At 71.6% G+C, this 14,912-nt stretch carries 12 protein-coding genes; 10 read left to right on the top strand and 2 right to left on the bottom strand.

The features are described 5' to 3' along the window. Complete coding sequence (locus tag BA895_RS08310) at nucleotides 1–816, bottom strand: DUF2249 domain-containing protein (RefSeq protein WP_070191436.1); 816 nt, start codon at nucleotides 814–816, stop codon at nucleotides 1–3. A 66-nt stretch (nucleotides 817–882) separates the two neighbouring features. Here BA895_RS08310 and BA895_RS08305 point away from each other — a divergent pair, with 66 nt between their 5' ends. The 7 genes from BA895_RS08305 (at nucleotide 883) to BA895_RS08275 (ending at nucleotide 9,666) form a co-directional block, all read left to right on the top strand. Further along, nucleotides 883–1,614 carry a metalloregulator ArsR/SmtB family transcription factor gene (locus tag BA895_RS08305; protein ID WP_217493863.1) on the top strand — a complete coding sequence of 244 codons (732 nt, stop codon included), beginning with the start codon at nucleotides 883–885 and terminating at the stop codon, nucleotides 1,612–1,614. After that, entirely contained in the window at nucleotides 1,611–2,906 is a 1,296-nt protein-coding gene (locus BA895_RS08300; protein ID WP_070191434.1) for a hypothetical protein, read from the top strand. The genes BA895_RS08305 and BA895_RS08300 overlap by 4 nt, the downstream gene beginning before the upstream one ends. Beyond that, on the top strand, nucleotides 2,903–5,653 hold the full coding sequence (locus BA895_RS08295; protein WP_254666392.1) for a multicopper oxidase domain-containing protein: 2,751 nt from the start codon (nucleotides 2,903–2,905) through the stop codon (nucleotides 5,651–5,653). The genes BA895_RS08300 and BA895_RS08295 overlap by 4 nt, the downstream gene beginning before the upstream one ends. Before the next feature lie 125 nt (nucleotides 5,654–5,778). Beyond that, nucleotides 5,779–7,083 carry a globin domain-containing protein gene (locus BA895_RS08290; RefSeq protein WP_083283129.1) on the top strand — a complete coding sequence of 435 codons (1,305 nt, stop codon included), beginning with the start codon at nucleotides 5,779–5,781 and terminating at the stop codon, nucleotides 7,081–7,083. Nucleotides 7,084–7,184: 101 nt separating this feature from the next. Beyond that, nucleotides 7,185–7,610: a TraR/DksA C4-type zinc finger protein gene (locus BA895_RS08285; protein WP_083283139.1), complete on the top strand. Its 426-nt coding sequence runs from the start codon at nucleotides 7,185–7,187 to the stop codon at nucleotides 7,608–7,610. Between the two features lie 80 nt (nucleotides 7,611–7,690). Then, complete coding sequence (locus BA895_RS08280; protein ID WP_139142569.1) at nucleotides 7,691–8,155, top strand: hypothetical protein; 465 nt, start codon at nucleotides 7,691–7,693, stop codon at nucleotides 8,153–8,155. Nucleotides 8,156–8,199: 44 nt separating this feature from the next. Beyond that, entirely contained in the window at nucleotides 8,200–9,666 is a 1,467-nt protein-coding gene (locus BA895_RS08275) for a hypothetical protein (protein ID WP_070191431.1), read from the top strand. Between the two features lie 88 nt (nucleotides 9,667–9,754). Here the strand turns inward: BA895_RS08275 and BA895_RS08270 are convergent, their stop codons facing one another. Continuing rightward, nucleotides 9,755–11,116 carry a S53 family peptidase gene (locus tag BA895_RS08270; protein WP_070191430.1) on the bottom strand — a complete coding sequence of 454 codons (1,362 nt, stop codon included), beginning with the start codon at nucleotides 11,114–11,116 and terminating at the stop codon, nucleotides 9,755–9,757. Nucleotides 11,117–11,294: 178 nt separating this feature from the next. Here BA895_RS08270 and BA895_RS08265 point away from each other — a divergent pair, with 178 nt between their 5' ends. From BA895_RS08265 to BA895_RS08255, 3 genes are all read left to right on the top strand, one after another. Then, nucleotides 11,295–12,455, top strand: coding sequence for a CaiB/BaiF CoA-transferase family protein (locus BA895_RS08265; RefSeq protein WP_070191429.1), 1,161 nt, complete (start codon nucleotides 11,295–11,297; stop codon nucleotides 12,453–12,455). A gap of 67 nt (nucleotides 12,456–12,522) precedes the next feature. Further along, entirely contained in the window at nucleotides 12,523–13,719 is a 1,197-nt protein-coding gene (locus BA895_RS08260) for an acyl-CoA dehydrogenase family protein (protein ID WP_070191428.1), read from the top strand. Then, nucleotides 13,719–14,870, top strand: a complete 1,152-nt coding sequence (locus BA895_RS08255; RefSeq protein ID WP_083283128.1) for an acyl-CoA dehydrogenase family protein — start codon at nucleotides 13,719–13,721, stop codon at nucleotides 14,868–14,870. The genes BA895_RS08260 and BA895_RS08255 overlap by 1 nt, the downstream gene beginning before the upstream one ends. Nucleotides 14,871–14,912: the final 42 nt, after the last annotated feature.

Here is a 14,912-nt window from a genome sequence, read left to right as displayed (position 1 = left end):
TCAGGCCGACTGGCGCACGATGGCCAGGCGCCACGCCTCGGGGCCGCGCTCGAGGTACTCGACCGTGAACTCACCGGGGTTGCGCCGTTCAAGCTGTGCGAGCAGCGGCTTGGGGTCGTGCGGTGCCACCAGCACCAGGCCTCCGTTGGCCCGCACCCCGTCGAGGGCGCCGAAGACCGTGGCGTGCCGAATGGCGTGCGGAACGGCCCGAGCGTCGAGCTCGGGGTAGCCCGCCGCGGCCTCCTCTCCACAGGTGCAGTCATGGGCGACCGGCGCCGTGGCCTCGGCTGAGGCGGCTTGTGCGTGCCCGTCGCCACCACCGATCAGCTCGTGCATCCCCTCGAGCAGCTTGGCCACCGACACATCGGGGGCACCGACCAGCAACGGGAGCACGAGAGTGTTCTCCTTGTCGAGGTGGGTGTCGAAGAGCACCTGTAGGGTCCGGGCCCCGGCGGCCTTGGCCACCGTGCTGGTGGCTCCCTCGATCTCGTCGACCAACGCCATCAGCACGGCGTGCTCGCGCAGCATCGACTCCACGAGCAGACGCCCCTCGACGCGTTCCCGGGCTGCGGCGTACAGCGTCGTCTCCTCCGCAACCGCGTGGGGAATGAGCTCGGTGCGGCACCACTGCACGAGGTCGGTCGCGGCCGTGTCGACCCAGCCGCCCGACGGCGCGTCGTCGGTCTCGCGAACGGCGGCCGCGATTACGCCGCCCGCCTTGAGGGCCAGCGCTCCCGAGAGCTGGGCGTGATGCTGCTCCACCGCTGCGGCAGCGCGGGCGTCTGCTTCGTCGGATGCGATGACGAGCTCGTTCATGATTAACCTTCCAACGGTGAGGTGTGGCCGGTTGGCGACGTGTCTCTATTTTTATACACTAGTACCGTGCAAAAACAAGACGCCTCCAAGACGGGCCTGGACCGGGCCCTCGGGCCGCTCCCCGCCCTTTCGTCGGTTGCGCCCGCAACGACCTCCCGATCCCGAGCGCGCGTGCTCGCTGCGCTGAACGAAACCGCAGAACCACTGAGTCTGGCTGCCCTGAGCGACACGACGTCGTTGCACGTGAACACCCTCCGCGAGCACCTCGACGCCCTCCAGCAGCAGGGCCTGGTCTCTCGAGCCCTCGCCGAGCCCAACGGCCGCGGCCGCCCCGCGTGGCTCTACACCGCAGCGCGCGCTGCCGTACCGAACGGGGTGCGTGAGTACGCGGGCCTGGCTTCGGCACTCGCCGACTCCATCCGCCGGCACAGCCCCGACCCTGCGCAGGAGGGTCGGGAAGCGGGGCAGGGCTGGGGTCGTGACCTCGCCGAACGGCAGGGCCCACCCCCCGGCCCGGGCGCCCTCGCGGCCCGGCGCCACGTGGTGGGGTTGCTCGACGACCTCGGCTTTGCCCCTGAGACGACCGGCAGGGTCACCTCGGTGCGACTGACCCGATGCCCGTTGCTGGATGCCGCCACCGCCAACCCCGAGGTCGTCTGCTCGGTGCACCGCGGCATCGTCGAGGGCGCGCTGTCGCAGTGGGGCTCGCCCGAACCGGTGACCCTGCTGGCCTTCTCCGAACCGGGCGCCTGCCGGTTGCGGCTGGGCGGTCGGCCGGCAGGGTCACCACCGGCATGACGACCCAGGGCCGAGCGCTTCGTCGGCGAGCGCCCTTCCTGATGCTGGCCGCTCTGGCCCTGCTCGCCGGCCTCGACGCCGCGCTGCTGCTGCTCGGGCTGCCGGCTCCCGTCACCACCGAGCGGTTGCCGGAGGTGCACGGCATCCTGCTCGTCATCGGCTTCGTTGGCACGTTGGTGAGCCTCGAACGCGCGGTTGCGTTGAAGCGGGCCGTCGGCTTCGCGGCTCCCGGCCTGCTCGGTGTCGGCGCCCTGGTGGTGCTCTCACCGACTCCACTTCGGGTCGGTCAGGTGCTGTTGCTCCTCGGCGCCGTCGCGCTCGTGGCCGTCTACCTGCCCCTTTGGCGACGCCAGCGCGACGAGGCGGTAGCGGCCCAGGCGTTGGGCGCGATGCTGGCCGTCGGCGCCCTCCTGCTCTGGCAGTCGGGTGTGGCCGTACCGACGGTGCTGCCGTGGCTGGTCGGCTTCGTCGTGCTCACGATCGGCGGCGAGCGGCTCGAGCTGGCCCGGATCGCCATGGGCCCGAATGCCGGTCGCGACCTGCTCATCCTCGGCGGGCTGTTCGCCGTGTCCGTCGGCGCGAGCCTGCTCTGGCCGGCGACCGTTCCCCTGCTGGGGGCGTCGCTGCTCGTACTCGTCGGCTGGCTGGCCTCGCACGACGTCGCCCGCCACACCGTGCGATCGCAGGGCCTGCCCCGGTTCTCGGCGGCCTGCCTGCTGGCGGGCTACCTCTGGCTCGGCGTCGCCGGGGCGACCTGGCTCGTCGGGGGCGCAGCCGGTGACGGCGCCCGCTACGACGCTGTCGTGCATGCCGTCTTTCTCGGCTTCACGATCTCGATGATCATGGCGCACGCGCCCGTCATCCTTCCCGCAGTGCTGCGCCGACCCCTGCCCTACCACCCTGCGTTCATCGGCCCTGCGGTGCTGCTGCACTCGGCGCTGGTCCTGAGGCTGTGGGGCGGAGACGCGCTGGGAGCGTCGTGGGCCTGGCGCTGGGGTGGGGTGCTCAACGGAGTGGCCATTCTCGCCTTCGTCGCGGTGGCGGTCTGGTCGGCCACGCGCCTCCGGCCGGTCGCCCGCCGAGCGCCGGGCTCTACCGGTGACGCCGTCGTCGCTGCCGAGGGAGCCCCCGCTGGGGTTGCCCGCGCTGGGGTTGCCCGCGCTGAGGTTGCCCGCGCTGAGGTTGCCCGCGCTGAGGTTGCCCGCGCTGAGGTTGCCCGTGCTGAGGGTGCTCTCGTGAGAGATACTGATATTGCGGTCGACTCCCGCCCGGCATCCGGGATCGGGCGGTGACCCCCGAGCTGGGCCGTCGACCGGCCACTGGTGAACCCGCTGCCGCCAAGGGCGGCTTCTGGCCGCTGCGCGACCTCCCGACGGTGGTCTGGCTGCTGGCTGCACTGGCGGCGGCGGTGCTGCACGCGAGCCTGCCCGCACCGAGGTGGTTGCTGATCCACCTGCTGCTGCTCGGCGCCGTCAGCCACTCGATCCTGGTGTGGAGCCGATACTTCTCCGACGCCCTGCTGCACCTCCCGGCCCGGCCCGGCGACCGACGACGGCAGTCGAGCAGGCTGGCCCTGCTCAACGGCGGCGCCGTCGTGGTCGTCGTGGGGGTGCTCATCGCCCAGTGGGTGATCACCGCGGTGGGCGCCACCGCCATCGCTGCGGCCGCGCTCTGGCACGGCACGGTACTTCTCGTTCAGCTGCGTCGGGCCCTCAAGGCCCGGTTCGCGATGACGGTGCACTACTACGTCGTGGCGGCTGCGCTGCTGCCCGTGGGGGCCTCGCTCGGCACCGTCGTCACCGCCGGCGACGGCAGCAGCGGCGACGAGCGCCTCGTGCTGGCGCACGTCGCCGTCAACGTGCTCGGCTGGCTCGGTCTCACCGTTCTCGGCACCCTCGTCACGCTGTGGCCGACGATGCTGCGCACCCGGGTCGTGCCCGGCGCCGAGCGGGCGGCCACCACGGCTCTGCCGGTGCTGGCCGCGGCGGTCGTGGTGGTGGTGGCCACGACCCTGGCCGGCTCGTTGCTCGGAGCGGCGGCCGGCCTCGCGCTCTACCTCGGTGGGGTCGGGGTGCTGGCCGTGCCCTTCGTTCAGTGCGCCCGCGCCAAACCCCCGTCATCGTTCGCCACCTGGTCGGTGCTGGCCGGGCTGACCTGGCTCGTGGTCACGCTCGCCCTGCTGACCGGCGCGATCGCCACCGCGCCGACCTGGCAGCAGGCCCACGACCGACTCACCCTCGTGACCCCGGCGCTCGCCGTCGGCTTCGCGGCCCAGGTGCTGTACGGAGCCATGTCCTACCTGATGCCGGTCGTGCTGCGGGGCGGGCCGTCGGCCGTGCGAGCTGCCACCGCGGTGCTCGAACGAGGCGCCCCGCTGCGGCTGACGGTGGTCAACCTCGGCCTGCTCGTGGCCGTGCTGCCCGTGCCTCCTGCGGTGAAGTCTCTCGCCGGACTGCTCGTGGTTGCGGGCTTCGCCGCCTTTCTACCGTTGATGGCACTCGCTGCGAAGGCCTCCCGGCGGGCGAAGGCAGCGGCATCCGGCAAGCCAGGCTCCGGGCCGGGGTCGATCACGCGGCCTTCGCCCGGCCCGACGCCACGCGGCTCGCGGCCGAGCGCCGAAGCGGCGCAGCAGGCCCGCAAGCAGGGCAGCGGGCTCGCGGTGGCCGGCCTCGCGCTGGTGCTCGTGGCCGTGGCGGCCGGAGTCTCCTTCGACCCGTCCGCCGTCGGACGGGCCGGCACCACTGCCGCCTCGGCCGGGGTGGCGCCCACCGGGCAGACCACCACGGTGGCGGTGACGGCCGACAACATGCGCTTCACCCCGGCTCGGGTCGAGGTGCCGGCCGGCAACCGCCTCGTCATCATGCTGCACAACGCCGACCCCGAAACGGTGCACGACCTCGTGCTCGACACCGGAGCCGACAGCGGCCGGCTCGACCCGGGGGCACGGGCGTCGCTCGACGTCGGGGTGGTGGGGCGCGACCTGCAGGGGTGGTGCTCGGTCGTCGGGCACCGGCAGATGGGAATGGTGTTCGAGGTCGTGGCCGTGGGCGCGCCGGCCGGCAACGAGGCCGGCCACGCAGCGGCCGATGCGGCGCCCGCCATGGGATCGCACGCCGGCGCCCAGCCCGACGGCGTCACGCCCGAAACCGCCGGCGCCCCAGCCCGGCTCGACTTCAGCCGGATGCCGGGTGCCGGGTTCGCGGCCCACCCGGCGCGGCTGCCGGCCGCGAGCTCGAAGCGCATCCACCGGCAGACGTTCACCATCAGCGAGGTGGTTCGTGAGGTGGCCCCGGGGGTGGTGCAGACCCTCTGGACCTACAACGGCTCGGTGCCCGGTCCGACGTTGCGCGGCAAGGTGGGTGACGTCTTCGAGATCACCCTCGTCAACCGGGCCACGATGGGGCACTCGATCGACTTCCACGCAGGGGCCCTGGCGCCCGACGGCCCGATGCGCACCATCCCGCCGGGCGGTTCCCTCGTCTACACCTTCACGGCGGCCCGGGCCGGCATCTGGATGTACCACTGCTCGAGCATGCCGATGTCGGCGCACATCGCGAACGGGCTCTTCGGGGCAGTCATCATCGACCCGCCCGCCCTCGCCCCCGTCGCCCACGAGTACCTGCTCGTTCAGTCGGAGCTCTACCTCGGCGCCGACGGCGGCCCGGTCGATGTCGACAAGGTCAACGCGGAGCGCCCCGATGCCGTGGTGTTCAACGGGTACGCGAACCAGTACGACCATCAGCCCCTGACCGCGCGGGTCGGCGAGCGCGTGCGCATCTGGGTGCTCGACGTCGGCCCGAACCGGCCCACCTCCTTCCACGTCGTCGGCGGCCAGTTCGACACCGTCTACGCCGAGGGGGCCTACCGGTTGCGAATGGGGCAGGAGGGTCAAGGCGGCAGCCAGGCGCTGTCGCTCGCTCCCGCTCAAGGCGGGTTCGTCGAGCTCGCCCTCCCCGAGGCCGGGCACTACCCCTTCATCTCGCACCTCATGGTCGACGCCGAGCGCGGCGCGCACGGCGTGCTGGCCGTCAGCCCCTGACCAGGGCGTTCGTCGATCCGTATCTGATCGGGATGAATTGGTAGTCACGGAAATATCCGTGTAAATTGGACAAAGAGTCGCCGTTTCGACTCGCCCCCTTTGCCGCCCGAGAGGCCAGACTGCCGATGAACGCCGTTCCCACTGCCGTCCAGACCCAACCCGCCGCACCGACCCCCACCGGTAGCGAAACCCCTCGCCCCGCCGCAGCCCCGAAACCGGGGCTGCTGTCCGCCGAGTCCGCAGCCGTCGTGGCGGCCACGGCTCCCGCGGTGGCCGCGCACGCGGAGGAGATCACAGCTCTGTTCTACCCGAGCATGTTCGCCTCCCACCCCGAGCTGCTGCGCATCTTCAACCAGGGCAACCAGGCCACCGGCGAGCAGAGCCGGGCGCTCGCGGCATCCGTCGTCGCGTATGCCGTTGCGCTGATCGACCCCGACGCGCCCTCGTTCGAGCACGTCATGCGGCGCATCGCGCACAAGCACGTGTCACTCGGCATCCGGCCCGAGCAGTACACCATCGTGGGGCACCACCTGCTCGGGGCCGTCGCCGAGGTGCTCGGCGATGCGGTCACGCCCGAGGTGGCCGACGCCTGGGGCGAGGTGTACTGGCTCTTCGCGATGCAGCTCGGCGCCGAGGAGGCCCGCCTCTACCAGCAGGCCGGCATCCGGGCCGACGACGCACTGCGCCCCTACGTCGTCGTTCGACGTATCGACGAGGCCCACGACATCATCTCGCTCGTGCTCGAACCCGCCGACGGCCTGCCGCTGCCCACGACCGAACCGGGGCAGTACGTCTCGGTCTTCGTCGACCTGCCCGACGGTGAACGTCAGCCGCGCCAGTACACCGTCTCGTCGACCGCTTCGGGAACCCGCCTGCAGATCACGGTGAACCGGGCACGCGGTGTCGACGGCGCGCCGGACGGCCGGGTCTCGACGCACCTGCACGAGGGGGTGCGGGTGGGTGACCGGCTCGACGTCAGCTCACCCTGCGGCGACTTCGTCGTGTCGGATGCCGCCGGCCCGCTGCTGCTCGCCAGCGCGGGTGCCGGGATCACCACGGTGCTGCCGATCGTCGAGCACATCGCCCGCACCCAACCACAGCGGCCGGTGATCGTCGCGCACGCCGACCGCACGGCGCGCGACCACGCCCTGCGTGACACCGTGCTGCACGTCGGCCGCGCGATCGACAGCTTCACGACCTACGCGTGGTACGAGCACGTCGAGCCTGACGACACGCGGTCGGCCTCGGGCTACATGGACCTCCGCACCATCGACCTGCCGGCTGACCTGCAGGTGTTCACCTGCGGCCCGCTGCCGTTCATGCGGCACGTGCGCACGACGTTGCTCGAGCGGGGGGTGCCGGCAGAGCACATCCGGTACGAGGTGTTCGGCCCCGACCTGTGGGCCTCGCAGGGCGAACCCCCGGCCTGACCCCCGCAACACACCGAGTAATCCTCAACCCACCGGGTAGCTACCCGGTGGGTTGAGGATTACACGGTGTGTTCGCCGGCCGCTGCGAGGACAATGGCTCGATGGCCACTCCCTCAGCGATAGATCGGGCGCGGGCTCGGCTGGCCGCCGACCGGGCGGCGACCGCATCCCGTCTGGCGGCGCTGCAGAGCGGCTTCGCCGGCGTGGTGGCCGCGTCCGAGGGCTCCAACGCCGATGACGAGCACGACCCCGAGGGCTCGACCATCGCCTACGAGCGGTCGCAGCTCGCGGCCCTCGTGGCCCAGGCCGAGGCTCATCTGGTCGACATCGACCGGGCGAGTGAGCGCATCGCGGCCGGCGACTACGGACGGTGCGAGGTCTGCGGCACAGATATCCCCAGCGGCCGGCTGGAGGCTCGCCCGACGGCATCCACCTGTATCGCCTGCGCGGCAGGGGAGCATCGACATGGGGGGGGAGACACCGCTAGGGATCGGCCCTACCCGACCGGCACTTCTCGACCGAGATGACCGGAACGCCCGACGGGTATCAGGCGAGTCGGGCCCGACCTCTGACCTCTGAGCGACGAGATCGTGGGGAGGTGTCGCACGTGTCGGCAAGGGCTGAGGGCAGCGGGGGGTTGGTGACCGGAAGCGCCGCCACCCTGGCCCTCGCTGCGGCCGGATGGCTCGCCCTGGGGTTGACGACGCCCTCACCACAGTCTCCCCGCACCGAGGTCGGACGGCTCACCGACCTGGCGGACCTGACAGCCGGTGGATCAGCATGGTCGAGCCCTTCGGCGTACCCGGACGACCGGACCCAGCCCACGCTGCATCCGGAGGCGCGACCCGCGGTCGTGGTGCAGGGCGCTCGCGTCGTGCTGATCGCGCACGGCGCCGACGACGGCTCGGGGGTGGCCGGCGAGGCGTGCCAGACCGGTCGGCTCCCCGGCGTCGACCGCCTCGGGGTGCACACCGTGACCTGCATGGTGCGCGACCGGGCCGGCAACCTCGCAGTCGCACGCACCACCTACCGGGTGATCAGCAAGGTGGGAGCGCGCAAAGCCCCGGCGTGACACTCACGCGAGGTGGTCGAAGGGTGACCGGGCAGGATGGGGGCATGAGCGACCCCACCGGAGTGGTCTTTCCCCTCGAAGCCAGCAGCCAACGGCGGAGCACCACGGCGACCGGCCGCGCCGTGGTGGCCGATGCCCTGCGCGCGGTCGACCCCGTGGGTGCAGCATCGGCCGAGCGTGAGACGAACTGGAGGCAGGGCTACCTGCCGCACTTTCGCCGGCTCGTCGAGGCGGGCCTGGTCTCGCCGGCGGCCGCTCGCACGATTGCCCGCGACGGCCTCACGTCGCTGCACGAGCGGATGCGGTGGATGGGCCCGGAAGGCACCGAGGGCGACCAGCCGCTGATGTCGGCTTTTGCGCCGGAGGGCGACGCGCTCGGTTCGCACACCTTCACGGGTGAAGGTGTCCCCGACCGCACTCTCTCCATCCCGGATGCCGGTGAGCGCCTCTCGGGTGACCGTCTCCGACGTCGTCTCGACGTCTGGGTCGAGACCGGCATGATCGAGCCGAGCTGTGCCGCGGCGGTGAATCTCGTCATCGACAACCCCGACTGGCTCGACCTCCGCGATCGCACGGTGGTCGTGCTCGGCGCGGCCGCCGAGATGGGCCCCCTTCGGTCGCTGCTGCGGTGGGGGGCTGACGTGGCGGCCGTCGACCTCCCGCGAAAAGAACTGTGGGACAGACTGGTCGGCGACACCCGAAAGCTGGCCGGGTCGATCACCGTGCCGGTCAGGCCAGGGGACGACCCGGTCACCGCCCGCTCGGGAGGTGACCTCGTGCACGACCTCGGGTCGGTGACCCGGTGGGTGTCGCAGGTCGACGGCCCAGTCGTGATCGGCAACTACGTATACGCCGACGGTGAGACCAACGTCCGTGTGTCGATGGCGGTCGACGCGCTCACCCGTCGCGTGGTCGAGCAGAAGGGGCGAGGCGAGGTCGCGCTCGCCTTTCTCGCCACCCCGACCGACGTCTTCGCCGTGCCCGGCACGGCCGTCGACCGCTCGGTGGCGAACTACGCCGCGCGGCGCACATCCAAGGTGCTGCGGGTGCCGTTGCGCACCATCAGCGGGGGCCGGCTGCTTCGCCGCAACTACGTGCCCGGCCAGAACCCCGGCATCAACGACAGCGTGGTGTTGCAGCAGGGGCCGAACTATCTGCTGGCCAAACGACTTCAACGGTGGCGCGCCACGACCTATCGAGAGGAGGGCGGTGTGGTCTCGCTCAACGTGGCGCCGCCCACCCGCACCCGGTCGGTGCTGAAGAACCGGGTGCTCGCGGCCGCCTACGCCGGGGCGCACCGGTTCGGCATCGAGGTGTTCGAGCCGGGAACGGCCAACACCCTGATGGCTGCGCTGCTCGTGCACGACCTGCGCACCGGTTCGCCTGCCCAGCCGCAGCCGTGGCAGGACGAGGCTCACGAGGCTGCTCACGGGGGGCTCTGGACCTCGAGCTACGACCCACGCAGTGCCCTCGGCCTCGCCGCGCTGCTCGGTCTGGCCTCGGCCCGCTAGTTGGATGGACGAACGGACGGACCAGGGTTTCCCCAGCCCACCCGCTCGTCTATTTGCTCCTCTCGTGTGAACGGCTGAACCGCCCGCCCTAGAGGGCGGCGGCCAGCGAGAGCGCGAGCGTGTTCACCACCGGTGTCCCCAGGCCGCTCGCGGCGTCCCAGCCGATGCCGGCGGTGAAGCCACCGAGCCCGAAGTCGCCGTTCTGGCCCCTGGTGATGTCGTGGAAGGCCGACGGGGTGTTTCGTGCGATCTGGTACAGAGCAGGGTTGATCAAACCCAGCCGCCCCTTGTTCAGCTGAGCGATGTCGGCGGCGATGCCGGCCCACTGCGGGCTGCCTGAGCTCGTGCCGCCGAAGATGTAGAACGAGCCCTGGAGCGCGACGATGACCCCACCGTTTATGGCGGCGTTGTAGGACACGTCGGGCACTCCACGGCTGGGCAGGTCTCCGACCCCGTTCTGCCACCACGGCATGCCGTAGGTGTTGCTGAAGCCGCCACCGCCGGTAGTACGGAAGCCGAAGGCCTTCTGCTCGTTCCACACCACCTCGCGCTGGTAGCGACCCGTCACTGGGTTGGCGAAGAGCTGCGTGCCGCCGACCGAGGTGACGTAGGGGTCGCTCGCGGGGGTCGACGCCGCGATGAGGTTGCCGGTGCCGTTGCAGGTGGGCTCCGTCGACCCGGAGTCACCGGCCGAGGCGAAGAGGGTCATCCCCTGGCGGCGGGCCTGGTTCGCGATCGCATGCTGGGCCGCAAGGGTGGTGCCGGGTTGGCGTGTGCCGTCTGGGTTGACGCCGTAGCACGACTCTGCCTCGCCGAAACTCATCGACAGCGTGTCGCCCAGGTTGTGGTCGACGGCGTACTTGATCGCACTCTGGAGGTCGTTGTCGTTGTTGGACTTCGCCAGAACGAGAACGATCTTGGCGCCCGGGGCCATGGCGTGGGCCCACTGCACGTCGAGGTTGATCTCGCTGGCCCAGCCCTGCATGTTGGCGTCGTTCGGGTCGAACGGGGTGAGCCCGTCGGGGGCCACGATCTGCAGCGGTGCGGTTGGCAGTCCCCAGACCGAGTTGAAGGAGGAGAGGTCGGCTCGCAGTGTGGGGCTCTGGTAGGCGTCGACGACGACCACCTTGCGTCCCTTGCCGGTGAAGCCGGCGTTGATCAGCTTGTCAGTGCCGTAGGCCGCACGAATCTGGTCGGGACCGTAGCAGCGCACCGTTGCGGTGACCGACTGGCAGCCGAAGACGACTCCACCCTTGGCCCGGGCGTTGGACGGCGGCGAAGGAGTCTTGACCTTGGGTGGCCCGCCTCTGGCGGCCGGGCTGGCGGCGCCTGAGGACTGATGGGCGGGCGCAGCGTTGGCTGCGCCCGCGGTTCCGGCCGCTGCGGCGGCCACGACGGCCGCGCAGGCGGCAGCGGAGACGATTCCGAACATGAAGGACGAACGAGACATGCGGACCTCCGTTCGAGCAGGGCGAGCGGTGACCGGGCGGTCGTCGACTCACTCCCTGTCTTGACCGATATACCACGGGCCGCGTCTCGCGGTCCTGGTTTTGCGTGGATCACCCTTGTCCGGTCTCGTGTGGGAAAGTGAGCCGGCAAGCGCTCGACCGCAGAGGAGATGGCAACCCATGACGGACCCCGCCCTGGGCGCGCCCCTTACGGGGGTGGTGGTGGCCGACTTCAGCCGGGTGCTGGCCGGGCCGATGGCCACCATGATGCTGGCCGACCTCGGCGCCCGAGTGATCAAGATCGAACGCCCCGGCGTGGGCGACGAGACCCGAGGCTGGGGCCCGCCGTTCTCGGCCGCCGGCTCGACCTACTTCGAGGCCGTCAACCGCAGCAAGGCGTCGATCGCCCTCGACCTCGCGGCACCAGGTGACCTCGCCATCGCCCTCGACATCGCCGCGCGGGCCGACGTCGTCATCGAGAATCTGCGGCCCGGCGTCATGGAGCGGCTCGGGCTGGGCTACGACGTCGTCGCGAAGACGAACCCACGCGTCGTCTACGCCTCGATCAGCGGCTTCGGCAGTGGCGCCGGGGCGGCCCTGCCCGGCTACGACTTCGTCGTGCAGGCCGCGAGCGGCCTGATGAGCCTCACGGGTGAGGTCGACGGCGATCCGATGAAGGTGGGCGTCGCGCTCATCGACGTGCTGACGGGAAAGGATGCCGTGATCGGCATCCTGGCCGCGTTGTCGGCGCGCGAGCGTACCGGCCACGGTGACCGTCTCGAGGTCAGCCTGTTGACGAGCGGCCTCGCCGGGTTGGTCAACCAGGCGCAGGCCTACCTCGAGACCGGGCGGATGCCCGCTCGGCTCGGCAACGACCACCCGAGCATCGCGCCGTACGGTCTGCTGCCCACGGCCGACGGTCCGTTGGCCGTGGCCTGCGGGAACGACGGGCAGTTCGCGCGGCTGGCTGAGGCGGTCGGCCGCGCAGACCTCTCGAGCGACCCGCGGTTCGCCACCAACGCGGGCCGGGTCATCCACCGGGCCGAGCTGGGGGCGGCGCTCGCCGAGGCGATGCGTCGCCACGACCGAGATCACTGGGCGAGCGTGCTCACCCAAGCAAGCGTGCCGGTGAGCCCGATCAACGACCTCGCCGCGGCGGTCGAGCTGGCCGAACGACTCGGGCTCGAGCCCACGGTGGAGGTGGGCGACGGGTCGACCCGGCAGATACGGCATCCGGTCAGCTTCACGGCCTACGCCACGGCGCCGCCCACCCCGCCTCCCGCCAACGACGCCGACCGTGAGGCGGTGCTGGCCTGGCTGGCCGGGCAGGGGCGCGACTGACCCCTGGGCCGCGACCCGGGCTGTGGCAGAGTGGGCGACCTACCCGCTCGACCGAGGAAGGGCCAGGATGCCGCGTCCGCTGATCCCGCCGATCGTGACCGAGCAACCGGCCCTGACCGAGCTGCGGCACGAGGTGCGCGCCTTTCTCGCGGAGCAGATCCGGGCCGGGGCCTTCGTGCCTCACGTCGACACGTGGCTGACCCGGTGGGACCGTGACTTCACCCGTGAGCTCGGTCGGCGCGGCTGGCTCGGCATGGTCGTGCCGCCGGAGTACGGCGGTCAGGGCCGCAGCTACCTCGAACGGTTCGTCGTGACCGAGGAGCTGCTCGTCGTCGGGGCACCGGTCGCGGCCCACTGGATCGCCGAACGTCAGATCGGCCCGTCGCTGATGCGCTACGGCACCGAGGAGCAGAAGCAGGCCTTTCTGCCTGGCATCAGCCGCGGCGAGATCGTCTTCGGCATCGGCATGAGCGAGCCCGACTCCGGCTCCGACCTCGCCAGCGTGCGCACCCGCGCCGAGCGAGTCGACGGGGGCTGGCGGCTCACCGGCACGAAGGTGTGGACCTCCGGTGCGCACGAGGCCGACGGCTTCTTCGCCCTCGCCCGGTCGGCGCCGCTCGACCCCGCCCACCGGCACGACGGCCTCAGCCAGTTCATCGTCGACCTGCACGCTCCCGAGATCGAGATCCGGCCGATCATCTCGATGGGCGGTGACCATCACTTCAACGAGGTGCATCTCGGTGGTGTCGTCATTCCCGACGAGCGGGTGCTGGGTCAGATCGGTGACGGCTGGTCGCAGGTGACCTCCGAGCTGGGCTTCGAGCGCAGCGGCCCCGAGCGGTTTCTCTCGACCTTTCAGCTGCTCGCTGCGGCCGCGTCGGCCATGAACGAGGGGAGCCTGCCCCTCGACGCCGGCCTCGGTCGGCACGTAGCCCGGGTCGCCGCCCTGCACCACATGTCGTTCGCCATCTCGAGCGCGCTCGAAGAGCAGACCGAGTCGGATGCCGGTGGGCCGGGAGCCTCCGCTGCGAGCGGTGCCGTCGACGTCGACACCGCGGCGGCCGCGGTCAAGGTGCTCGGCACCACGGAGGAGGGCGACATCACCGACTACGTCGACACCCTGACGGCCTCGGGCTGGCCGCGCGGTGATGAGCTGTTCAGCCTGCTGGAGGCCGCGATCCTGCAGCGGCCCGGCTTCACCCTGCGCGGGGGCACCAACGAGATCCTGCGCGGCGTCATCGCCCGCGGACTGGGGCTGCGCTGATGGCCGACCCCGTGCTGCCGACCCCGACCCCGACCCCGAACCCCACCTGGGCGCGGGCGACGCCCGCGGACGGCAGACCCCTCACCAGCCACCCCGTCGCCGACCCCGACCTCGTCGACGTGCTCGTCGACCTCTTCGACGACTATCGCAGCAGTCGTCCGGGCCCCAGTGTGAACCTCGCTTTCGACGCCGACCTCTGGGGCCGTCTCGACGCCCTGGGTCTGACCCGCCTGAGTGCGTCGGAGGCCAGTGGTGGCAGCGGCGCCGGGTGGCTCGAGGCGGCTGCCCTGCTGGGGATCGCGGCCGGCGCCGCGGCTGCCGTGCCGGTGGCCGAGCACGACGTGCTCGCCGCGTGGCTGCTCGAGTCGGCGGGGCTGCCCAATGACGGCCGGCTGCGCACCGTCTGCCGCCCTGACCCCTCCGGTGTGGCCATCAACGTCACGTGGGCCAGCGACGCCGCGTCGATCGTGGCGCTCTGGGAAGACCGCGACGAGTGGCGCGTCGCTGACGTGGCGAGCGGCCGCTCCGAGATCACGGCGGGGCGCAACCTCGCTGGAGAGCCCTGTGACACGGTCGTGTTCGACCTCGACGACCTCGAGGGTGGGGTCGTCGTCGACCACAGCATCGGCGAGCAGTTCCACCTCCGGGGCGCCCTCGCCCGCTCGGCGCAGGTCGTCGGTGGCATGGACCGGGTGCTCGAGATCGTCGTTGCCCACGTCACCGAGCGCACCCAGTTCGGCCGGCCGATCGGGCGCTTCCAGGCCGTTCAACACCTGGTGGCCGACATCGCGATGGAGGCCGCGCTCGCGCGCTCGGCCACCGACGCCGCGGTCGCCCGCGCAGCGGCATCCGACTGGTCTGACCCGGGCATGCTCTTCGCCGTCGGTGTGGCGAAGTCGTGCGTCGGACACGCCGCCTCGGTCGTCGTGCGGGGCGCCCACCAGGCGCTCGGCGCGATCGGCACCACCCGCGAGCACGAGCTGCATCTGCTCACCAAGCCCATTCTTTGTCGCCGTAGCGAGTTCGGCTCGGTGCACGAGTGGGACGAGACCCTGGCCGAGCTGGCCAGCTCGGCCGGGCACGACCGGCTCTGGCCGCTCGTGCTCACCGGTCGCGCCGCCCCGCCTTCCGTCTCTCGCAGCGCGACCTGATGGGCCCGAAGACCTCCCTTCGGGCGCACCGACCCGGCCACC

The sequence above is a fragment of the Humibacillus sp. DSM 29435 genome (assembly GCF_001758225.1).
Classification (GTDB): domain Bacteria; phylum Actinomycetota; class Actinomycetes; order Actinomycetales; family Dermatophilaceae; genus DSM-29435.
This window is presented reverse-complemented; position numbering and strand designations above follow the sequence as displayed.